Here is a 21,268-nt window from a genome sequence, read left to right as displayed (position 1 = left end):
CGGACGGGGTTCCCTCAGTCCGGCGCGGGCCCGCCGTCGCGGAGCTGCTCGAGCTCCTGACGCGCCTCGGCGAGGTCGTCCTCGAGGTCGAGGACGCGTCCCACCCCAGTGAGGTTGAGGCCGTCGGTGAGGAGCCGCTGGATCCGCCGGAGCCGGGCCACGTCCTCGGGGCTGTAGAGCCGGGTGCCGCCCGCGGTGCGGTCCGGCTGCAGGAGGCCGGCGCGCTCGTACGCGCGCAGGTTCTGCACCCCGGTGCCGAGCAGCCCGGAGACCACCGAGATCCCGTACACGCCCTGGCTCGGGTCGGCGGCCCGCTCGTCCGGCCCGTCCTCGTCCTGCTCCTCGCGTCCCGCCACCGTCCCTCCGTTCTGCTTGACGTCGTTCTGCCGCTGGCTATCATGAATGTGTGGTGATCGATAGAGGTTACCTCTTTCTGACGTCGACACCACGGACCATTTCAACGTCCACAGGAGGTGTCTCTCATGGTCCTGATGCGTACCGACCCGTTCCGTGAGCTGGACCGGCTGAGCCAGCAGCTGCTGGGAACCTCGGCCCGGCCCACGCTGATGCCGATGGACGCGTGGCGCGAGGACGAGGCGTTCGTCATCGAGTTCGACCTGCCGGGCGTGCAGCCCGACTCGATCGACCTCGACGTCGAGCGCAACGTCCTCACCGTCCGCGCCGAGCGTCCCGAGCGGCAGGGCGGCAGCGACCTGCTCGCGGCCGAGCGCCCGCGCGGGGTGTTCAGCCGTCAGCTCGTCCTCGGCGACAACCTCGACCTGGAGCGGATCAACGCGTCGTACGCCGACGGGGTGCTGCGCCTGAGCGTGCCGGTCGCGGAGCGGGCCAAGCCCCGCAAGATCCGGATCGACGTCAACGGCAGCGCCCGCACGATCGAGGGTCGGTCGCAGCCGGAGCCGATCAGCAGCTGACGGGACCCGCCCCCGGGCGGCGGTTCACGTCGCCCGGAGGAGCCGGGTCCGGGCGCGGAGGAGGAGCGCGGGTAGCCAGTCCGGGCAGCGGTGGTCGGCCCGTGCCTCCTCCGGCGTCCACCAGCCCACCGCGCTGAGCTCGGTGGGGTCGGCGACGACGGGTTCCTGGTCGACGGGGGCAGCGGCGAGGAAGGACACGGTGACCTGGCCGAGGCCGGCGTCGGTGACGAAGTGCTCCGACTCCAGGTAGGTGAGGGTCACGTCGATCAGGTCGAGGCCCACCTCCTCGGCGGCCTCGCGCCGCGCCGTCGCCTCCAGCAGCCCCGGCCCCGGGCCCGGGTGCTCGACGTGCCCGCCGACGAGGCCGAGCTGGCCGGCCGCGTCGTCGACCGTGGTGCTGCGCGCCGTGAGCAGCCACCGGTCCCCGCGGTGCAGGAGCACGGTGGCCGTCACCGTGAAGGTGGGGCGCGGCGCGCGGGCGGTCCGCGGTGCGGGGGCGGACCCGCTCAGCGTCGCGCCCGCCGTACGAGCGACGCGCCCACGAAGACCGCGAGAGCGCCGAGGCCCGCGTAGGGCAGCACCCGGCCGGAGACCAGCCGGCCCAGCGTCCGGGCGACGTCGTAGTGCGGTTCGGCGGTGTTGCTGTAGGGGCGGTAGACGTACTCCCGCGGCTCGGGCGGCCGCGGCGCCGGGCCGGGGGAGGGCGAGGGCTGCGGGGCCCCACCTCCCGCGGGCGTCTCGTCGATCGCCCCGAGGTCGTCGCCCAGCTCGACCGGGTGGTCGACCACGGCCGCCGCGGTGAGCTCGTCGTCGCGCGCCGAGACGTCCCCGGTCGCGGGGACCCAGGGCAGGCCGTCGGCGACGCGGGCGGCGATGCGCTCCCCGGTCACGTCGAGCACGCGGTCCACAGCGTCGACGACCACGCCGTCGCCCAGCCGGCCCGGGCGCCCGCTCCACGTCATCGACGTCTGCACGGTCACCTCGGTCTCGGCGCGGCTGCCGCCCGCGTGCGCGAGGGTCACGGTGTGGGTCGCCTGCACCCGGGCGTCGCCGTGCCGGTCGGTCGCGTCGGTCGTCACCACGACCCGGTGTGCGCCCTCGTCGCGCGTCACGTAGCGCCCGTCACCGGTCAGCGCGAGCAGGGACGACCCGAGCTTGATCATGAACGCCCCCGCGAACGTGTCCCCGCTCGCCGTGTCCACCCGCGCCCCGGGCAGCACCGCCGCCACCCGCGCCGGGTCGAGGACCGCGGTCCAGGCCTCGTCCAGCGGGGCCGGCACGCGTACGCGGTGGGTGAGCTCCATGGCGACATCATGGCGGCTGACGACCTCGTGCGCGAGGGAGCCGGCCGGGCGGTCCCGCACTATCCTTCGTCCATGACGAGCGGGTCGTCGTGAGGGGCGACGGCGCCCCCGCCGTGCCACCGGGCTCGGACGCGGCCACGCTCGCCCGCACGCTGGCGGGTCTGCACGACGACTTCCTCGCCACCGGCCGCATCGCCCCGACCGTGCGCCCCGTGGTCGCCGACTCCTGGCGCCGCAGCCTCGGCGGCGGGCTCGACCCCGAGCGGGACGGCGTGGGCGTGGCGCTGGGCGCGGGCGCCCTCGAGGACCTGCGGCGGCGCTCACCGCTCGCCCGCACGATGCCCGTGATCCGTCGGCTGCTCGTCGACGCCGCGACCGACGCCGGCCTCGTCGTCGCCGTGACCGACGCCCAGGGCCAGATCCTCTGGGTCGAGGGCGACGCCGGGCTGCGGACGCGGGCGGAGGCGATGCACTTCGTCGCGGGCGCGGACTGGAGCGAGGCGCGGGCCGGCACCAACGCGCCCGGTACCGCCCTGCGCACCGGACGTGGCGTCCAGATCCTCGGCCCCGAGCACCTGCTGCGGTCAGTCACGCCGTGGAGCTGCACCGCGGTCCCGATCCGCGACCCGGACAGCCGCGTCGTCCTGGGCGCCCTCGACATCACCGGCGGCCCGGAGGTCGCCGGCCCCCAGACGCTCGCCCTCGTCCGCGCGACCGTGGCCGCGGCCGAGGCCGAGCTCCGGATCGACCGCCTCCGCGGGCGTGAACCGGGCCGACCCGTCCATCGCGAGGCCGCGCCCGCGCGCTTCTCCGTGCTCGGGCGCCCGCAGGGGCTGCTGGTGCGCGCCGGGCGCAGCACCCTCCTGAGCCTGCGGCACAGCGAGATCCTGCTGGTCCTGTCCGAGCGCCGCGCCGGCCTGAGCGGCGGGGAGCTGGAGGCGGCGCTGTCGACGCACGGCCTGTCCGCGGTCACCGTCCGCGCGGAGGTCTCCCGCCTGCGCTCGGCCCTGGGCGAGGAGGTCCTCGCGTCGCGCCCGTACGCGCTCCGGATCCCGCTCACCACCGACGTGCAGCGGGTCCGCACCGCCCTCGCCGCCGGACGGCTGCGGGAGGCCGTCGCCGCGTACGCCGGAGCGGTGCTGCCGTCCTCCGAGGCGCCCGGCGTCGTGGAGCTGCGCGAGGACCTGCGGCTGCGGCTGCGCGACCGGCTGCTGGCCGCCGGGGACGCCGAGGCGCTGCTCGCGTACGGGCAGAGCGCGGAGGGCCGGGACGACCACGGGGTGTGGACGGCGGCCGCGGACGCCCTGCCGGCGGGTTCGGCCCGTCGGGCCGTGGTCGAGCAGCACCTCGCGGCGCTGGACCAGCGGCTCGCCTGAGCGCACGCGCCCCCCGGGGCGCGCCACCGGGGCCGCAACGTTGCGGCAACCCTGCTCGGCCTACCGTCACCATCAGGGGCGTAGTCCGCCGCGCGATCCCGGCCCGGCCGCCCCACGACGAAGGAGTCGCGAAGCATGACTGTGTACGCCAACCCGGGGACCGACGGCAGCGTCGTCTCCTACAAGTCCCGCTACGAGAACTGGATCGGCGGCGAGTGGGTCGCCCCGGTCAAGGGCCGCTACTTCGAGAACCCGTCGCCCGTGAACGGCAAGACGTTCTGCGAGGTCGCCCGCTCCGGCGCCGAGGACATCGAGCTCGCCCTGGACGCCGCGCACGCCGCCGCCCCCGCCTGGGGCAAGACGTCGGTCGCCGAGCGCGCGGTCGTGATGAACAAGATCGCCGACCGCATCGAGCAGAACCTCGAGATGCTCGCGGTGGGGGAGACCTGGGAGAACGGCAAGCCGGTGCGCGAGACCCTCGCCGCCGACATGCCGCTGGTCGTCGACCACTTCCGCTACTTCGCCGGCGCGATCCGGGCCCAGGAGGGCCACAGCAGCCAGATCGACGACGACACCGTCGCCTACCACTTCCAGGAACCGCTGGGCGTCGTCGGCCAGATCATCCCCTGGAACTTCCCGCTGCTCATGGCCACGTGGAAGCTCGCCCCGGCGCTCGCCGCCGGCAACGCCATCGTGCTCAAGCCGGCCGAGCAGACCCCGGCGTCGATCCTGCTGCTCATGGAGCTCATCGCCGACCTGCTGCCGCCCGGCGTGATCAACGTCGTCAACGGCTTCGGCGCCGAGGCGGGCAAGCCGCTCGCCAGCTCGTCGCGGATCCGCAAGATCGCCTTCACCGGCGAGACCACGACCGGCCGGCTGATCATGCAGTACGCCAGCCAGAACCTCATCCCCGTCACGCTCGAGCTCGGCGGCAAGAGCCCGAACATCTTCTTCGAGGACGTCGCCCGCAGCGAGGACGCGTTCTACGACAAGGCGCTCGAGGGCTTCAGCATGTTCGCGCTGAACCAGGGCGAGGTCTGCACCTGCCCGAGCCGGGCGCTCATCCAGAACTCGATCATCGACGGCTTCCTGCCGGCGGCGACCGACCGCGTCAAGGCGATGGTGCAGGGCAACCCGCTCGACACCGACACGATGGTCGGCGCTCAGGCCAGCAACGACCAGCTCGAGAAGATCCTGTCCTACCTCGAGATCGGCACCGCGGAGGGCGCCCGGATCATCACCGGCGGCGAGCGCGTCGACCTCGGCGGCGACCTGTCGGGCGGCTACTACGTCGCGCCGACGATCTTCCAGGGCAACAACAAGATGCGGGTGTTCCAGGAGGAGATCTTCGGCCCGGTCGTCTCGGTGACCGGCTTCGAGGACTACGACGAGGCCATCTCGATCGCCAACGACACCCTCTACGGGCTCGGCGCCGGCGTCTGGTCGCGCGACATCAACACCGCGTACCGCGCGGGTCGTGACATCCAGGCCGGTCGCGTCTGGACGAACTGCTACCACCAGTACCCGGCGCACGCGGCGTTCGGCGGCTACAAGTCCTCGGGCATCGGTCGCGAGAACCACCTGATGATGCTGGACCACTACCAGCAGACCAAGAACCTGCTCGTGTCGTACAACCCGAACAAGCTGGGCTTCTTCTGATGGGTGAGCAGCAGCCGTCCCGGGTGGCGGTGACCGACAAGGCGGCGGAGATGCTCCGGACGCTGCGCGAGGAGCACGGCCCGCTGATGTTCCACCAGTCGGGCGGCTGCTGCGACGGGTCGTCGCCGATGTGCTTCGCGAAGGGCGACTTCATCACCGGCGACGCCGACGTGCTGCTCGGACGGATCACGGTCGGTACGGACGAGGCGGGCACCCCGGAGCCGATCGACGTGTGGATGAGCCGCGAGCAGTTCGCGCTCTGGAAGCACACCCACCTGACCATCGACCTGGTGCCGGGCCGCGGTGCGGGCTTCTCCCTGGAGAGCCCGAACGGCGTCCGGTTCCTGATCCGCTCGCGGCTGCTCACCGACGAGGAGGACGCCGCGCTCGGCGACTCTCCTGCGGCGTCGGTGGGAGCACGGTTGCGCGCGTGAGCCGTCCTCCGGGGTCGACCATCCGACCCCCCGTGCTCGACCCCGGAGGACTCCCGCCCGCGCCGTACGGATGCACGCCCAGCGCCATCCGACTCACCCCTTAGGTCACGATCTGGCACCGAAAGGTGAGGATTTTCGGCGGAACATCGCCTTCTGAGGGGCGGTGGGTCAGGATGTGGCGTCGGCTTGGGGGCCGGAACGACTGCTCGACGGCTGATCGGCTCCCGTGACCAATGTCGGCACCACCTCGTCGCCCGAGCTCCTCCTCGCACCCCTCATGGCCCGGATCCGGGCGCGTGACGAAGACGCGTTCCGCGAGCTCTACGACCTGACGCAAGCACGGGTCACCCGGGTCGTCGCCGCGACGACGCGCTCGCCCGAGCACTCGGCCGAGGTCGTGCAGGAGGTCTACCTCTACGTCTGGCTGAACGCCGCCACCTTCGACGCGGTCCAGGGCAGCGTGTACGCCTGGCTCCTGATGCTGGCCCGACGCCGCGCGGTCGACCGGGTGCGCCACGTCGTCCGCTCGAACCTCCGCGACCAGCGTGACGCCGCGGAGTCCGACCGGGACGTCCCCGACGTGGCCGACCTCGGCGTGGCCCGGCACGAGGCCGGTCGGCTGCGGGCGGCGCTCGAGCGGCTCACCACCGTGCAGCGCGACGCCGTGGTGCTGACCTTCATCGACGGCCACACCCACGAGCAGGCCGCGCGGCTGCTCAGCGTGCCGGTCGGGACGCTCAAGACCCGCGTTCGGGCCGGCGTCCTCAGCCTGCGCCAGCACCTGGCGGCACCCGCGGCCTGAGCCGCCTTCCCGGTCCGCGGCGACCGGAGACCCTGCGGTCGTCGCACCGCGCGTACCTTGTTCGACCACGCGCACCCTGCAGGATGCGCGTGACCGCAGAAGGTACGCCCCGGCGTACGGAGACGCCGGATCAGGAGCCGAGGCCGGGTCAGGCCGGACCGGGGCCGGGCCGGGCGTGGATCGGACCGTCGCCGAGCCTCAGGGGCCGCGCACCGTGCCCCCAGCGCGCGGCGATGATCTCGGCCGCGACGGAGACGGCCGTCTCCTCCGGGGTCCGGGCGCCGAGGTCGAGGCCGATCGGGGAGGAGAGCCGGTCGAGCTCGGCCGGCGTCAGCCCGAGGTCGCGCAGCGCGCCGCGCAGGTGCTCCGCCGTCCGGCGCGAGCCCATCGCACCGACGTAGCCGAGGTCGGGCAGCCGCAGCGCGACCTCCAGGACGGGCACGTCGAACTTGGGGTCGTGGCTCAGCACGCACACCGCCGTGCGGGCGTCGAGCAGACCCTGCTCGGCCTGCGCCCGCAGGTAGCGGTGGGGCCAGTCGACGACCACCTCGTCCGCGGAGGGGAACCGGCCGGCCGTGGCGAAGACCGGGCGGGCGTCGCACACCGTCACGCGGTAGCCCAGGAACGACCCCGTGGTGGCCACGGCGGCGGCGTGGTCGGTCGCCCCGAAGACGAGCATCCGCGGACGGGGCGCGTACGAGGCGACGAACACCTCCAGACCCTCGCCCCGGCGTTCGCCGTCCGGGCCGTAGGTCAGCGTGCCGGTGTGGCCGGCCGCCAGCAGACCGTGCGCGTCGTCGACGACGGCGTCGTCGCGCCTGGTGGTGCCGAGCGTCCCGGTCGGGTCCCCCTCCGGGCGCACGACCAGCCGGCGCCCGACGAGGGCCGCGTCGGGGTGGGCGACCACCGTGGCGACGGCGACCGGCCGGCCGGCCGCCACGTCGGCGGCGACGGCCTCCAGCTCCGGGAACCCGCCCGCGTCCACCCGCTCCACGAGCACGTCGATGGTGCCGCCGCAGGTCAGGCCGACCTCGGCCGCCTCCGCGTCGCTGACGCCGTAGCGACGCACCGTGGCGACGCCGTCGGCGAGGACCTGCTCGCAGACCGCGTACGCGTCCCCCTCCACGCAGCCGCCCGACAGCGACCCCACCACGCTGCCGTCGGGGCCGACCAGCATCGAGGCGCCCGGCTGGCGCGGGGCGGAGGACCACGTCGCGACGACGGTGGCCAGCGCGCAGGCGCTCCCGTCCCGCCACCAAGCGAGCAGCGCGGGCAGCACGTCGCGCGAGGCGCTCACCGCCGGACCCTGACCACGGAACCTCTCTACCAGCCGCGGACTACGGCCGGGTGTCGCCGGCTGGGGGAGCGTCGTCGTCCACGCCGGTCGCCAGGTCCTCGCACGCCACCCCGAGGGCGTCGTGCGCGTCGAGGTAGGCCCGCGCGCCGTGGTCGCCCTCGAGGGTCGCGAGCAGGGCCGGGAGGTGGTCGGCACCGACGAGCACCGGGTGCCCGGGCCGGCCGGCGTACGTCGCGCGCGCCAAGGTGCTGCGGTTCCGGCCACCCGCGTCGAGCACCCGGCGCACCGCGGCGGCCGGGACGTCGGGCAGGTCCACCAGGTGCACCACCGCGACGTCGGCGGTCACGGCCCGCAGGCCCGCCGCGAGCGACGCGCCCATCCCGACCGCCCAGCCGGGGCAGGGGACGACCTGGACCCGGTCGGCGTGGCTCCAGCCCGGGAGTCGCAGCAGCGCGGCGACCTCGTCGCCGGCGGCACCGACCACCACGAGGACACGGTCGCAGCCGCCGTCGAGCAGGACCTCCGAGGCCCGGCGCACCCAGGGCGCCCCCGAACTGTCGTGGCGCAGCCCCTTCGGTCCGCCGGCCCGTCGTCCGGCCCCGGCCGCCAGCAGCACCCCGTCGACGCCTGCGGCTCTCGACTCGGCGCCGACGGCCGGCTCAGTCCTCGTCGTCGGGAGCGGGTCGCAGCTGGGCCAGGACGGCGTCGTGCAGGAGCCCGTTGGTCGCGTACGCGCCCGCGCCCAGCGGACCGGCCCGGCCGTCGAGGTCGGTGAACGACCCGCCGGCCTCGGTCACGACGATCGAGCAGGCGGCCATGTCGTAGAGCTCGAGGTCCGGCTCGCAGGCGATGTCGACCGCGCCCTCGGCGAGCAGCACGTAGGACCAGAAGTCGCCGTAGGCGCGGGTCCGCCAGCAGCTGCGCAGCAGGTCGACGAACTCCTGGCCCTGCCCGGCCTCGACCCACTCGCCGATCTCGGCGTAGCTCAGGGAGGCGTCCTCGATCTCGGCGACCTTCGACACGTGGCACTCGACCGGCGACATCAGCGACTTGCCCGCGTACGCGCCGCCGCCCAGGCTCGCCCACCAGCGGCGCCCGAGGGCGGGTGCGGACACGACGCCGACCGCGACCTCGTCGTTGATCATGAGGGCGATCAGCGTGGCCCACACGGGGACGCCGCGGACGAAGTTCTTGGTGCCGTCGATCGGGTCGATCACCCAGCGCCGCGGCCCCCAGCCGGTGTCCGACATCTCCTCGCCGTGCACCGCGTCGCGCGGACGGGCGCGCCCGAGGGTGCGGCGGACCGACTCCTCGACGGCGGTGTCGGCGTCGGTGACCGGGCTCAGGTCGGGCTTGCTGGTGACCTGCAGGTCGAGCGCCTTGAAGCGGCTCATGGTGATCGAGTCGGCGTCGTCGGCGAGCAGGTGCGCCAGCCGGAGGTCGTCGGTCAGGCCGCGCAGGAGCGGGTCCTCGGTACGGGCGGCGGGCATGGCACGAAACCTACTGGCCGGAGCCGAGCATCCGGCGGAACGACTCGAGCCGCGCGCGCGGCAAGTCCCCGCGCACCACGGCCAGGTCGAGCGCGCAGTCCTGCGCCCCGGTCTCGTGGCTGCACCCGCGCGGGCAGTCCGCGGTCAGCGCGTCGAGGTCGGTGAACGCCGCGACGATGTTCTCGCGGGTCACGTGGCTCAGCCCGAACGACCGGACGCCGGGGGTGTCGATGACCCAGCCCGGCTCGAGGTCGACGCCGTCGACCTGGTGGGCCGGGAGCTCGAGCACGACGGCCGAGGTCGAGGTCTGCCGGCCGCGGCCGGTCACGTCGTTGACCACGCCGGTGGTCCGGCCCGCGCCGGGGATCAGGGCGTTGACCAGCGTCGACTTCCCGACGCCGGAGTGCCCGATGAACACGGTCCGGTGGCCGGCCAGCCAGACCCGGATCTCGTCGAGGTCGTCACCGGGCTTGGTGGCCATGACGTCGATGTCGAGGGGCGCGTACGCGGCCGCCAGCTCGTCGGGCGAGGCCAGGTCGGCCTTGGTCAGCAGCAGCAGCGGCTCGATCCGCGCGTCGAAGGCGGCGACCATGATGCGGTCGATCATGCCGACGCGGGGCGGCGGGTCGGCCAGGGCGGTGACGATGACGAGCTGGTCGGCGTTGGCCACGATCGCCCGCTCGTACGGGTCGTCGTCGTCGGCCGTCCGGCGCAGCACGGTGTCGCGCTGGAGCACCTCGACGATGCGGGCGAGCGTCCCCTCCTCGCCGGACACGTCGCCGTGCAGGCGGACCCGGTCGCCGACGATCACGCCCATCCGGCCGAGCTGGCGGGCCTTCGCGGCGTTGACCTCGCGGCCCTCGTCCGGCCCGGTGAGCACCACGCGGTAGCGGCCGCGGTCGATGGTCATGACCATGCCGACCGGGTCGCGCGAGTAGTCCGGCCGGTCCTTGGTCCGCGGCCGGGTCCGCCGGGGACGGTCGAACCCGGCGTGGTCGTCGAAACCGACGCCCCGCTGGCTCACGGCTGCCTCACCGCCGGCTCACGGGCGGCTGCGGCTCTCGTCGGAGGAGACGGGCAGCAGCCCGTCGAAGATGCTGGGCGGGTCGTCCACCTCCGGGTCGACCTGCTCCTCGACGGCCAGCTCGGCGTCGACCTCGGTCACCGACTCGTCGAGCATCGTCGTCCAGAGGTCGACGAAGGTCGGCATCGTCTTGGCCGTGCAGGCGACGTCGTCGAGGACGACGTCGGCGACGACCAGGCCCAGCACCGCGCCGGCCTGCGCCATCCGGTGGTCGGCGTAGGTGCGGAAGGTCGTCCCGCCCATCAGGCGGGGGTGGATCGTGAGCCCGTCGTGGGTCTCGTGGACCCGGGCGCCCATCGCCTCCAGCTCGGTGCGGAGCGCGGCGAGCCGGTCGGTCTCGTGGCCGCGGACGTGCGCGACGCCGCGGATGTGGCTGGTGTCGCGGGCCAGCGCGGCGAGGGCGGCGACGACGGGCGTCAGCTCGCTCGCTCCGCCCAGGTCGAGGTCCGTGCCGAGCAGCTGGTCGGTGCCGGTGACCGTGAGGCCCCGGTCGTCCAGCGTCACGTCGGCGCCGAAGACGGACAGGATGTCGCGCAGCTGGTCGCCCGGCTGCAGGGTCTCGGTCGGCCAGTGCGGGACCGTCACGGTGCCGCCCGTGACCGCCGCGGCGGCGAGGAACGGCGCGGCGTTGGAGAGGTCGGGCTCCACGACGACGTCGCGCGGCGCGATCACGCCGGGGGAGACCGCCCAGCGGTCGGCCCGGCTGTCGTCGACCTCGACCCCCCGCTCGCGGAGCATGGCGACGGTCATGGCGATGTGCGGCAGCGACGGCACCGGCGGGCCGGCGTGCAGGACCTCCAGGCCGCCGGCCAGGCGGGCGCCGACCAGCAGCAGGGCACTCACGTACTGCGAGGACGTGGAAGCGTCGAGGGTGACCGTGCCGCCGGCGAGGTCGGGTCGCCCGACCACGGTGAACGGCAGCCCGTCGCCCTCGCCGTCCGCGGTCACCTCGGCGCCGAGGTCGCTCAGCGCGTTCAGCAGCGGGCGCATGGGGCGGGCGTACGCCTGCTCGTCGCCGTCGAAGGAGACGGGGCCGTCGGCCAGCAGCGCCAGCGGCGGCACGAACCGCATCACGGTCCCGGCGAGGCCGCACCCCACGGAACCCCCGGTGAAGCGTTCCGGCGGCGTGACCCGCCACGTGTCGCCCTCGTCCTCGACGACCACGCCGAGGGTGCGCAGCGCGTCGCGCATGAGCTGGGTGTCACGCGCGTCCAGGCCGTTGACGATGGTCGACGGGCCGCTCGCCAGGGCGGCGAGCACGAGGGCGCGGTTGGTCTCGGACTTCGACCCGGGGACCGTCACGGTCGCCGTCACCGGCACGGGGGCCTGCGGGGCGGGCCAGGGCCGGAGGTCGTCGTCGGAGGTCGTGGTGGGGTCGAGGTCGGGCACGCGGCGAGTCTAGAGGTGCGGTCTTCCGGCCCCGGATGCGACGGACCGCCCGTCCCCTTCCGGGCGGGCGGTCCGTGTGCTGGTGCGGGGGAGCGTGTCCCGAGCGGTCAGTTCTCGCCGAGCTGGATGTGCCGGCCGACCTTCTTGGTGGACTTGACGGCCTTGGCGCCGCGCTTCTTCGCGTCCTTCTTGGCCTGCTTGGCGGCCTTCTGCGCGGCCTCGCGGGCCTCCTCGGCCCGGGCGGCGGCGATCTTCTTCGCCTCGCCGGCCTGCTTGACGGCGACCTTCTGGGCCTCCTTGGCCTGCTCGGCCAGGCGCTTGCCGGTGACCTTGGCCTGCTTGGCCGCGGTGACCTGGGCCACCTTGAACTGCTTGCGGGCCTTCTTGCGGGTGCCACGGGTGGCGACCTCGGCCGCACCGAGCAGCGCCACGCCGCCGGCGACGGCCGCACCGGCGAGGTCGGACGTCTTGCTCGCGACGTCGCTGGCCACGTCGCTCACCGCGTCGCCGACCTGGCCGGCCTGCTTGGCGAGCTTGTCGCCCGCACCGCTGTGGGTCAGCTTCTTGGTGGTCCGGCTGGTGCTCTTGGCGATGGCGTGACCGCCGGCCTGGGCGCGCCAGGCGATGCCGGGCTTGCCCTCGGTGTCGCGGGAGGCGAGCAGCACGCCGCCGAGGATGCTCACGTTCTTCGCGAAGTGGCTCCGCGAGGCGGCCGCCTCCTCGCCGCTCTGGCTCCAGAACGGGTACTTCGCCAGCGTGCTCGGGATCAACGACCCCGCGAGCAGCAGCGCGCCGACCCGGCGGCCGCGACCGGTGGCGAGCGCGAGCCCGCCGGCGATCTGCAGCGCACCGTTGAGGCGGACGAGCGTCTTGGGGTCCTCCGGCACGTAGCCGGCGACCTCGCTGGGGGCGTACTTCTTCACGAAGGGCACCAGCTTGTCGGCCAGCGGCTCGGCCAGCGGCGCCAGCGGCGCCGGGTTGCGGACCGCCTTCACCCCGGAGGAGATGAAGTAGGAGGCCAGCATCGTGCGGTAGGCGGCGCGTAACAACGTCATGCCTCATTGTTACCGATCCGGGGCCCGGTAGCGTCCTCCGGGTGTGCGGACGTTACGCGGTCTCGGCCCGGGCGGAGCGGCTGGCCGACCAGTTCGACGTGGTCGACATCTTCGAGGGGCTGCCCGACCCGGACTACAACGTGGCGCCCACCGTCGCCGTGCCGGCGGTCTTCGAGCGGGCCGTCCGGAGCGACGACGCCGCGGGCGCGACGACCGAGGGAGAGGTACGCCGCCGGCTCGCCCCGCTCACCTGGGGCCTGGTGCCGTCCTGGGCCAAGGACCGCTCGATCGGCGCCCGGCTGATCAACGCGCGGGTCGAGACGGTGGCGGAGAAGCCGGCGTTCCGCAAGGCCTTCGCCTCCCGCCGCTGCCTGCTGCCGGCCGACGGCTTCTACGAGTGGTACACCCCCGACGGCCACGACTCCGACACCCCCGGCGGCCGCTCCGGCAAGGGCAAGGTGAAGAAGCAGCCCTTCTTCCTGCACCGCCAGGACGGCGGGCTGCTGGTGATGGCCGGGCTGTACGAGATCTGGCGCGACCCGACCAAGGACCGTGACGACGACAGCGCCTGGCTGCGCACCTGCACCGTCATCACCACGGAGGCCAGGGACGCCGCGGGCCACATCCACGACCGGATGCCGATGGTCGTGCGCCCCGACGTCGTGGACGCCTGGCTCGACCCGACGCTGACCGACCCGGACCGCGTACGCGGGCTGCTCACGAGCGACGCGGCGGAGCTCGAGGCGTACGCGGTGTCGACCGAGGTGAACAGCGTGAAGAACAACGGCCCGGAGCTGCTCCTGCCGCTGGCCGAGTCGGGCGGGGAGCCGGCCGCGACGCCCGACCCGCCCGCGCAGGAACCGCTGGTGTGAGCCCCGGGCGCGCGGTGCGGCTGGTGGAGGTCGCCACGCCGCAGGGACCGGGACGGTTCCACGTCGACGAGGCCGACGCGCCCGTCGCCCTCCTGGTCCTCGGTCACGGCGCCGGCGGCGGCGTGGACGCGCCCGACCTCCTGGCCCTGGCCCACCGGCTGCCGGACGACGGCGTCACGGTGCTGCGGTTCGAGCAGCCGTGGCGCGTGGCCGGCGGACGCGTCGCCGTACGCCCGCCGCGGCTCGACGAGGCCTGGCTCGCCGGGCTCACGACCGTGCTGGCGGCCGTCGGCCCGGGGCTCCCGCTCGTCACCGGCGGCCGCAGCGCCGGCGCCCGCGTGGCCTGCCGTACGGCCGCGGGGCTCGGGGCGTCCGGGGTGGTCTGCCTGAGCTTTCCGCTGCACCTGCCCGGGCGGCCCGAACGGTCCCGGCTGCCCGAGCTGCTCGCCCCGGACGTGCCCCGGCTGGTGCTGCAGGGGACGCGCGACACGTTCGGCAGCGCCGCCGACGTGGTCGCCGCGCTGGCCGGCCCGGAGGTCGACCCGGCCCGGGCGGCGGGGGTCGAGGTGGTGGAGCTGGCGGGCGCGGACCACGGTGGCCGGGTGCCCCGGGGTGCCGCCCCGACGGCCGCGGAGCTCCGCTCGGAGGCCGTCACGAGGACGTCGGCGTTCGTCCGGGGGCTCGCGGGAGGGCCGGGAATACCGTCCTGACGGACGCGTTGCACCCACATGCCGATGTTCGTGACCCCGCAGCCGCGGGACGCAGCGCGAGCGGGCGGGTCGCCGGTACTCTCGTACGTGATGAGCATCCCCGCGACGCACCCGTCCTCCTCTGCGCCCAACGAGCTCGAGAACCAGGCCGACGCGCTGCTGGCCAGCGTCGATCAGGCCCCGGTGGTCGACCTCGCGACCGAGACGCCCGAGGAGCGCGACGCGCGCTTCGAGGCCGACGCCCTGCAGTACCTCGACCAGCTCTACGCCGCCGCCCTGCGGATGACGCGGAACCCGAGCGACGCCGAGGACGTGGTGCAGGAGACGTACGCGAAGGCGTACTCCTCGTTCCACCAGTTCACGCCGGGCACCAACCTCAAGGCGTGGCTCTACCGGATCCTCACCAACACCTACATCAACACGTACCGCAAGAAGCAGCGCCAGCCGCAGCTCTCGGACGGCGAGAACGTCGAGGACTGGCAGATCGCCCGCGCCGCGTCGCACACTTCGAGCGGGCTGAAGTCGGCCGAGACCGTGGCGCTGGAGAACCTGCCGGACTCCGACGTGAAGGACGCGCTGCAGCAGCTGAGCCCGGACTTCCGCCTCGCGGTGTTCCTCGCCGACGTCGAGGGCTTCGCCTACAAGGAGATCGCCGAGATCATGGGCACCCCGATCGGGACCGTGATGTCGCGTCTCAACCGCGGGCGGACGCAGCTGCGTCGCCTGCTCTCCGACTACGCGCGGGACCGCGGGATGCGGGTGAAGGAGGACACGCGGGCATGAGCACCGACAGCCGCGAGACCACGCCGGGGACCCCCGAGCGCGGGACCGACGCCCAGTGCGAGCACGTGCTCGCCCGGGTCTACGAGTTCCTCGACCACGAGGTCGACAACGCCACGGGTGACGAGATCCGCGCGCACCTGACCGACTGCGAGCCGTGCCTCGACCGCTACGACGTCGAGCAGGCCGTGAAGTCGCTCGTGAAGCGGTGCTGCGGCAACGACAAGGCCCCCGACCACCTGCGGGTGAGCATCATGACGAAGATCCAGGTCACGCGCGGCACGTTCTGAGCCGCGCTCCCGGAGACGAGAAGACCCCGCAGCCCTGAGGGCTGCGGGGTCTTCGCACGTCTGAACCCGAGGTGGGTCAGCGCTCAGGCGTTGGGGCGCTTGCCGTGGTTCGCGCCCTTCTTGCGACGCGCACGACGCTTGCGGCCGGTCTTGCCCATGGTGATCACTCCTTGCTGCGACTCCGAGGCCCCGGCTCGCGCCGGGCACAGCCCCTGATTCTTCCACACCTCACGGCCTACCGGCGTCGACCGCCGTCCCGGCGCGTGCGGTGCGCGGCCGGGACGGCGGTCGGACGTCGTGGACGGGTTGCTTGGACCGGCCTCAGTGGATGGAGCGGTGCGTGTCGAGGGCGGGCTCGACGGCCGGGTCGCCCAGGTCGGCGAAGTAGTCCGACTGCGAGGTGATGTCCGTGCCGTTCGAGACCCGGGCGGCGTTGAGGATCGCGCTCAGCACCACGGCCACGACCACGTTCAGCGCCAGGGCGGTGATGCCGATGTAGCCGGCGTCGCCCAGGCCGGGCACGATCGCCAACGAGTTGCCGAACGGCCGCGTCGAGCACGCCGTGCAGCCGCCGTACGCGACGACGGTCCCGTAGATCATCCCGACCGCCCAGCCGGCGAGCAGCGCCCAGCGGTGGAACCACCGGGTGAACAGGCCGAACACGATCGCCGGGAGCGTCTGCAGGATCCACAGGCCGCCCAGCAGCTGGAAGTTCAGCGCGTTCTGCTTGTCCAGCGTCAGCACGAAGATCAGCGCGCCGACCTTGGTCAGCAGCGAGACCAGCTTGGAGACCTTGGCCTCCTGCGCGTCCGTCGCCTGCGGCTTGAAGTAGGCCTTGTAGATGTTGCGGGTGAAGAGGTTCGCCGCGGCGATCGACATGATCGCGGCCGGCACCAGGGCGCCGATGGCGATGGCCCCGAAGGCGACGCCCGCGAACCAGCTCGGGAACTGGTCCTCGAACAGCTGCGGGATGACCAGCTGCGGGTTGACCTTGCCGTCCAGCCCGATCGGCTTGGTGCCCGCCTTGATGGCCATGTAGCCGAGCAGCGCCAGCAGGCCCAGGAGCAGCGAGTAGGCCGGCAGGATGGCGGCGTTGCGCCGCCCGGTGTTGCGGGTCTTCGACGACAGGGTCGCCGTCACCGAGTGCGGGTACATGAACAGCGCCATCGCCGAGCCAAGGGCTAGCGAGGCGTACGCCCAGTACTGGGTCGGAGCGGGGATGAAGACACCCGTCGGCACCTTCGGGTTGGCCGCGGAGGGCGCCGCCATCTTGGTCTGCGCGGCGTCGAAGATGCTGCTCCAGCCACCCAGCTTCGTGGGCAGGTAGACCACCGCGACGATGATCACGATGTAGATCAGGATGTCCTTGACGAACGCGATCATGGCCGGCGCGCGGAGCCCCGAGGAGTAGGTGTACGCCGCCAGCACCGCGAAGGCGATCAGCAGCGGCAGGTCGCGGGCGAGCAGGCTGCTGCCGCCCAGGCCGACGACCTCGAGCACGGCCTGGATGCCGACCAGCTGCAGGGCGATGTACGGCATCGTCGCGAGGATGCCGGTGACGGCGACCGCCAGGCTCAGCGAGCGGGTGCCGTAGCGGCCCTGCACGATGTCGGCGGTGGTGACGTAGCCGTGCCGGTGCGCGACCGACCACATGCGACCCAGGAAGTAGAAGATCACCGGGTAGAGCACGATCGTGTACGGGACGGCGAAGAAGCCGGAGACCGCACCGGTGGCCCACATGGCCGCCGGGACGGCGATGAACGTGTACGCCGTGTAGAGGTCGCCGCCGAGCAGGAACCAGGTGGTCCAGGTGCCGAAGCTCTTGCCGCCGAGGCCCCACTCGTGCAGCGACGCCATGTCGTCCGCCCGCCGCCAGCGCGCGGCCTGGAAGCCCATCACGGTGACGACGGCGAACAGCACGACCAGGACGGTCAGCGCGACCCAGTTGATGCTCATCGGGTTCCCCCCTCGGTGCGCTCGGAGCGCGCGGCGTCGCGGGCGAACGCGTCCTTCTCCCGCTTCAGCAGCACGTAGCTGAGGAAGCAGAGGCCGGCCGCGATGAAGACCCAGAGCAGCTGGTACCAGTAGAAGAAGGGGAAGCCGAACAGCCGCGGCTCGACCTTGGCGTACGTGCCGACCAGCAGCGGGACGACGATGCCCGCCAGGAGGAGCAGCGCGACCACGATCTTCGTGGGGCTGAGCTTCCAGCGTGGGTCGGTCCCGCCCGTCGTGGGCGCGGGATGGTTGGTCATCAGGCTCCTCCGGCCACGTCGGCGTGACTCGCCGGACCGGAGGGGGCCGGTCCGGTCCTCATAGGTACCCGCCGCGTGTGCGGACGGTCAAGCACCGTCCACGGCGCGCCGACCTCGCGGACGTCCGGGAGGGCCGAAAAGTTCCCGGGATCGGCAGGAGCGGTCCCGGAGGGCCCGCGGAGGGCCCGGACCCTTCGGGCACGCGGTTAGAGTGCGCGCATGCCGTCGATGTCGGAGATCGTCGCGGAGCACACCGACCTCGACGACGCGGAGCAGCGCTGGCTCAAGCTCCTCGTGTCGGAGTGGCAGCTGCTCGCGGACCTGAGCTTTTCCGACCTGGTGCTCTGGGTCCCCGACCACGACCCGAACGTGTACTGGGCCGCCGCGCAGGTCCGGCCGACGACGGGCGCGACCTCGCTGTTCGACGACGTGGTCGGCGACCTGATCGCCTACTCCCCGGAGCACCTCGTCTCGGACGCGTTCGTCAGCGGGGGCATGACCCGGACCAGCGAGGGCAAGCTGCAGGCCGGCATGCCCGTCGACAGCCGCGCGATCCCGGTCAAGCTGAACGACCGCGTGATCGCGGTGGTGGAGCAGCACACGAGCGTGCTCGGCACCCGCGCGCCCAGCGGGCTGGAGCAGGCCTACCTCGACACCGGCGCCCAGCTGGCCCGGATGGTCTCGACCGGCTCCTTCCCGACGCCGGGGGAGACGAACCTGGCCATGAACCCGCGCGTCGGCGACGGCTTCATCAAGATCAGCCCGGCCGGCGACGTGGAGTACGCCAGCCCGAACGCGCTGAGCGCCTACCGCCGGCTCGGGCTGATCGGCGACCTCGTCGACGAGCACCTGCCCACCCTGACGGCCAGCTTCTTCCCGGCCTCGGAGGGACCGGTCGACGACTCGGTGCGCTCCGTGCTGTCCGGCCGCTCCTCGCGCCGGGGCGAGCTCGTGTCCGGCGACGCTCACCTGATGCTGCGCGTCATCCCGCTCGTGGAGGACGACGTCCGGGTCGGCGCGATCGTGCTGTGCCGCGACGTCAGCGACCTGCGCAGCAAGGAACGCCAGCTGGTCACCAAGGACGCGACGATCCGCGAGATCCACCACCGGGTCAAGAACAACCTCCAGACCGTCGCCGCGCTGCTCCGCATGCAGGCCCGGCGGATGACCTCCGACGAGGCGCGGGTCGCCCTCGAGGACGCGACCTCGCGGGTCGCGTCCATCGCCATCGTGCACGAGACCCTGTCGCAGGCCTTCGACGAGATCGTCGACTTCGACCGGGTGGCAGACGGCCTGCTGCGCATGGTCGGCGACGTGTCGGCCAGCTGGGGCGGGGTGTCGGCGCGACGCGAGGGCAGCTTCGGTGCCGTGTCGGCGGACGTGGCCACGAGCCTCGCCATGGTCGTGACCGAGCTGTGCCAGAACGCCGTCGAGCACGGCCTGGCCGACTCCTCGGGCGAGGTCCGGGTCGTGCCCAGCACGGCGCACGGGCACCTGCGCATCGAGATCACCGACGACGGCCGCGGGCTCCCGCCGGACTTCGACGCGCGCAAGTCGCGGAGCCTCGGGCTGCAGATCGTCAGCACCCTGGTGGCCGAGATGAAGGGCACCTTCACCCTCGACAACCGCACGGACGGTCCGGGGACGCTGGCCGTGGTGGACATCCCGCGCTGACCTCGACCCGAGGAGCACGGACGCGGCGTACGGCCGCGGGGCCGGTGGCGGGGCACGTGAGGGTCGGACGCGTCGGACGCGGGACGGGCTGCTAGGAAGTCCCCGGGCGCGACCGCTGGTCGCGCCGGGCGCTCGACGAGCGTCGACACCCCGCCGTACCCGAAGGAGGGCCCATGGTTGTGCCCCGAACCCTGCTCCGCACGTCCGTCGTCGGACTCGCCACCCTCGCCGCCGCGCTGGCCGCGGCGACCACGACCACCGCGTCGGCCGCGCCCGCCGTGCCCAGCACCCCGCAGGCGACGGCGGCACAGCTGACCGGGCAGGTCGCGTCGGTCGGCGGCGCCGCGGCCAAGGCGTCGCGCAAGGTCCAGGAGCCCGGCGTCACCGCCAGCCTGTGGGAGTGGAGCTGGCGCAGCGTCGCCTCCGAGTGCCCCCGGCTCGCGAAGATCGGCTACGACGGCGTGCAGGTCGCGCCGCCGCAGGACTCGGTGAAGCGCACCGCCACGGGCAACGGCTCCGACGCCTACCTGCACCCCTGGTGGGAGGTCTACCAGGCGGTCGACTACGGGCTGACGAGCCGGATGGGCGACGAGCAGCAGTTCCGCGACATGGTCACCGACTGCCGCGAAGCCGGGGTCAAGGTCTACGTGGACGCGGTGATCAACCACACCACCGGCCAGGGCAACCTCTCGTACGGCGGCAAGAGCTACACCCCGTACACGTACGCCGACGCGGGCTACGTGCCCGAGGACTTCCACTACAACGTCGGTGCGTGCCCCTCGGCCGACGGCGGGATCGCCGACTTCAACAACAAGACCGAGGTCTGGAACTGCAACCTCGTCGGGCTGGAGGACCTCCGGACCGAGACCCCCAAGGTCCAGGCCACGCTCGCCGCGTACCTCAACAAGCTCCTGCGCTACGGCGTCTCGGGCTTCCGGGTCGACGCGGGCAAGCACATGGCCCCGGCCGACCTGGACGCGATCTACGACCGGCTGCGCCCCACCGTCGACGGCAAGCGGCCCTACTGGGCGCTCGAGATCGGTGCGGGCAGCCCCGGCGTGCTCAGCCCGGAGGCGTACACCGAGCACGGTGACGTGCTCGGGCTGGACGGGGTCAAGCAGATCTACGGCGCGTTCCGGAGCTACGAGGGTTCGGACCGCCAGGGCGACATCTCCGGGCTGGCGACGTTCGGCAGCGGGTCGGGGCTCACGAGGTCGAGCAGGACCATGTCGTTCGTGACCAACCACGACACCAACCACGACGCGGCCAACGCGCTCACGTACAAGGAGGGGGACCAGTACCTGCTCGCCACCGAGTGGCTGCTGGCGGACGGCTACGGCTCGCCGCAGGTGTTCTCGAGCTTCACCTTCGGCGCGGACGCCAACCAGGGTCCGCCGTCCGACGACGAGGGCATCATCGACCGGGCCAGCTGCTCGAACGGGCGCTGGACCTGCGACCACGCGAAGGCCGGGGTCGCGGCCATGGTGCGGTTCCACCAGTACGTGGGGAGCGCCGGCAAGCGGCACGTCGACGACGACGAGCAGAACGTGCTCGCGTTCAGCCGCGGCACGAAGGGCTGGGCCGGGTTCAACAACAACACCTCCGCCCGGACGATCACCGTGAAGACGGGGCTGAAGAAGGGCACCTACTGCGACACGCTCACCGGCGGGGAGTCCGACGGCGTTTGCGCCGGCACGACGGTGAAGGTGGACAAGAAGGGCCGCGCGACCGTGGTCCTGCCCGCCCGCGGCGCGGTGGCGTTCACGAAGAAGGACCGCCTTTGAGGGGTGCTCCGACCGAGCCGGCCGCCCGCTGACCGGCCGCGAACGACGACGGCCCGCACCCCTCGGGGTGCGGGCCGTCCGCGT

23 protein-coding genes are annotated in these 21,268 nt (G+C 73.3%); 11 read left to right on the top strand and 12 right to left on the bottom strand.

What is annotated here, in order from left to right; all coding sequences use genetic code 11:
• Positions 1–14: 14 nt before the first annotated feature.
• Positions 15–356 carry a MerR family transcriptional regulator gene (locus ABD665_RS04080; RefSeq protein WP_344741155.1) on the bottom strand — a complete coding sequence of 114 codons (342 nt, stop codon included), beginning with the start codon at positions 354–356 and terminating at the stop codon, positions 15–17.
• 126 nt (positions 357–482) lie between these two features.
• On the opposite strand from ABD665_RS04080, the gene ABD665_RS04075 reads away from it, so the two are divergent.
• The gene (locus ABD665_RS04075; protein WP_204912119.1) at positions 483–932 is read left to right on the top strand and encodes an Hsp20 family protein; all 450 of its coding nucleotides are present in this window, start codon (positions 483–485) and stop codon (positions 930–932) included.
• A gap of 24 nt (positions 933–956) precedes the next feature.
• Here ABD665_RS04075 and ABD665_RS04070 read toward each other — a convergent pair whose 3' ends face one another.
• Both ABD665_RS04070 and ABD665_RS04065 read right to left on the bottom strand, forming a co-directional pair.
• Positions 957–1,385, bottom strand: coding sequence for an NUDIX domain-containing protein (locus ABD665_RS04070; RefSeq protein ID WP_204912120.1), 429 nt, complete (start codon positions 1,383–1,385; stop codon positions 957–959).
• Positions 1,386–1,438: 53 nt separating this feature from the next.
• A complete protein-coding gene (locus tag ABD665_RS04065) occupies positions 1,439–2,296 on the bottom strand; it encodes an SRPBCC domain-containing protein (RefSeq protein ID WP_204912121.1) in 858 nt (285 codons plus the stop codon).
• 29 nt (positions 2,297–2,325) lie between these two features.
• Between ABD665_RS04065 and ABD665_RS04060 the strand changes: the two genes are divergently transcribed.
• From ABD665_RS04060 to ABD665_RS04045, 4 genes are all read left to right on the top strand, one after another.
• Positions 2,326–3,612: a sigma-54-dependent transcriptional regulator family protein gene (locus tag ABD665_RS04060; protein ID WP_204912122.1), complete on the top strand. Its 1,287-nt coding sequence runs from the start codon at positions 2,326–2,328 to the stop codon at positions 3,610–3,612.
• Between the two features lie 135 nt (positions 3,613–3,747).
• Entirely contained in the window at positions 3,748–5,271 is a 1,524-nt protein-coding gene (adh, locus tag ABD665_RS04055; protein ID WP_204912123.1) for an aldehyde dehydrogenase, read from the top strand.
• A complete protein-coding gene (locus ABD665_RS04050) occupies positions 5,271–5,705 on the top strand; it encodes a DUF779 domain-containing protein (protein WP_204912124.1) in 435 nt (144 codons plus the stop codon). Before adh ends, ABD665_RS04050 begins: the two co-directional genes overlap by 1 nt.
• A 226-nt stretch (positions 5,706–5,931) precedes the next feature.
• Positions 5,932–6,507, top strand: a complete 576-nt coding sequence (locus tag ABD665_RS04045) for a sigma-70 family RNA polymerase sigma factor (RefSeq protein WP_204912125.1) — start codon at positions 5,932–5,934, stop codon at positions 6,505–6,507.
• Positions 6,508–6,655: 148 nt separating this feature from the next.
• Here ABD665_RS04045 and ABD665_RS04040 read toward each other — a convergent pair whose 3' ends face one another.
• The 6 genes from ABD665_RS04040 to ABD665_RS04015 all read right to left on the bottom strand — a co-directional run bounded on the left by ABD665_RS04040 (position 6,656) and on the right by ABD665_RS04015 (position 12,822).
• On the bottom strand, positions 6,656–7,804 hold the full coding sequence (locus ABD665_RS04040) for an XdhC family protein (protein WP_204912126.1): 1,149 nt from the start codon (positions 7,802–7,804) through the stop codon (positions 6,656–6,658).
• A 40-nt stretch (positions 7,805–7,844) separates the two neighbouring features.
• Positions 7,845–8,420, bottom strand: coding sequence for an NTP transferase domain-containing protein (locus tag ABD665_RS04035; RefSeq protein WP_204912127.1), 576 nt, complete (start codon positions 8,418–8,420; stop codon positions 7,845–7,847).
• A gap of 43 nt (positions 8,421–8,463) precedes the next feature.
• The gene (locus tag ABD665_RS04030) at positions 8,464–9,294 is read right to left on the bottom strand and encodes an inositol monophosphatase family protein (protein WP_204912128.1); all 831 of its coding nucleotides are present in this window, start codon (positions 9,292–9,294) and stop codon (positions 8,464–8,466) included.
• A 10-nt stretch (positions 9,295–9,304) separates the two neighbouring features.
• Entirely contained in the window at positions 9,305–10,318 is a 1,014-nt protein-coding gene (gene rsgA / locus ABD665_RS04025) for a ribosome small subunit-dependent GTPase A (protein WP_344741147.1), read from the bottom strand.
• Positions 10,319–10,336: 18 nt separating this feature from the next.
• Complete coding sequence (gene aroA, locus ABD665_RS04020) at positions 10,337–11,767, bottom strand: 3-phosphoshikimate 1-carboxyvinyltransferase (RefSeq protein WP_204912129.1); 1,431 nt, start codon at positions 11,765–11,767, stop codon at positions 10,337–10,339.
• Positions 11,768–11,874: 107 nt separating this feature from the next.
• Positions 11,875–12,822: a DoxX family membrane protein gene (locus ABD665_RS04015; protein WP_204912130.1), complete on the bottom strand. Its 948-nt coding sequence runs from the start codon at positions 12,820–12,822 to the stop codon at positions 11,875–11,877.
• 41 nt (positions 12,823–12,863) lie between these two features.
• On the opposite strand from ABD665_RS04015, the gene ABD665_RS04010 reads away from it, so the two are divergent.
• The 4 genes from ABD665_RS04010 to rsrA all read left to right on the top strand — a co-directional run bounded on the left by ABD665_RS04010 (position 12,864) and on the right by rsrA (position 15,474).
• Entirely contained in the window at positions 12,864–13,694 is an 831-nt protein-coding gene (locus ABD665_RS04010) for an SOS response-associated peptidase family protein (protein ID WP_204912131.1), read from the top strand.
• On the top strand, positions 13,691–14,404 hold the full coding sequence (locus tag ABD665_RS04005; RefSeq protein WP_204912132.1) for an alpha/beta family hydrolase: 714 nt from the start codon (positions 13,691–13,693) through the stop codon (positions 14,402–14,404). The genes ABD665_RS04010 and ABD665_RS04005 overlap by 4 nt, the downstream gene beginning before the upstream one ends.
• Positions 14,405–14,494: 90 nt before the next feature.
• On the top strand, positions 14,495–15,187 hold the full coding sequence (locus ABD665_RS04000; protein WP_204912133.1) for a sigma-70 family RNA polymerase sigma factor: 693 nt from the start codon (positions 14,495–14,497) through the stop codon (positions 15,185–15,187).
• Positions 15,184–15,474: a mycothiol system anti-sigma-R factor gene (rsrA, locus tag ABD665_RS03995; RefSeq protein WP_204912134.1), complete on the top strand. Its 291-nt coding sequence runs from the start codon at positions 15,184–15,186 to the stop codon at positions 15,472–15,474. The genes ABD665_RS04000 and rsrA overlap by 4 nt, the downstream gene beginning before the upstream one ends.
• Before the next feature lie 83 nt (positions 15,475–15,557).
• Here the strand turns inward: rsrA and ABD665_RS21650 are convergent, their stop codons facing one another.
• The 3 genes from ABD665_RS21650 to ABD665_RS03980 form a co-directional block, all read right to left on the bottom strand.
• Positions 15,558–15,632 (bottom strand): 50S ribosomal protein bL37, encoded by a 75-nt coding sequence (locus ABD665_RS21650; RefSeq protein WP_369797015.1) that lies wholly within the window; start codon positions 15,630–15,632, stop codon positions 15,558–15,560.
• A 163-nt stretch (positions 15,633–15,795) separates the two neighbouring features.
• A complete protein-coding gene (gene mctP / locus ABD665_RS03985) occupies positions 15,796–17,430 on the bottom strand; it encodes a monocarboxylate uptake permease MctP (RefSeq protein ID WP_204912135.1) in 1,635 nt (544 codons plus the stop codon).
• Positions 17,427–17,726, bottom strand: a complete 300-nt coding sequence (locus tag ABD665_RS03980; protein ID WP_204912136.1) for a DUF3311 domain-containing protein — start codon at positions 17,724–17,726, stop codon at positions 17,427–17,429. Before ABD665_RS03980 ends, mctP begins: the two co-directional genes overlap by 4 nt.
• A gap of 219 nt (positions 17,727–17,945) precedes the next feature.
• On the opposite strand from ABD665_RS03980, the gene ABD665_RS03975 reads away from it, so the two are divergent.
• Positions 17,946–19,400 (top strand): histidine kinase N-terminal domain-containing protein, encoded by a 1,455-nt coding sequence (locus ABD665_RS03975; protein ID WP_204912137.1) that lies wholly within the window; start codon positions 17,946–17,948, stop codon positions 19,398–19,400.
• A 173-nt stretch (positions 19,401–19,573) separates the two neighbouring features.
• Positions 19,574–21,184: an alpha amylase C-terminal domain-containing protein gene (locus tag ABD665_RS03970; protein WP_204912138.1), complete on the top strand. Its 1,611-nt coding sequence runs from the start codon at positions 19,574–19,576 to the stop codon at positions 21,182–21,184.
• Positions 21,185–21,268: the final 84 nt, after the last annotated feature.

Source organism: Microlunatus spumicola (assembly GCF_039536445.1).
Taxonomy (GTDB): Bacteria; Actinomycetota; Actinomycetes; order Propionibacteriales; family Propionibacteriaceae; genus Microlunatus; species Microlunatus spumicola.
Note: the sequence above shows the minus strand (reverse complement) of the source record. Positions and strands in the feature narration are given on the sequence as shown.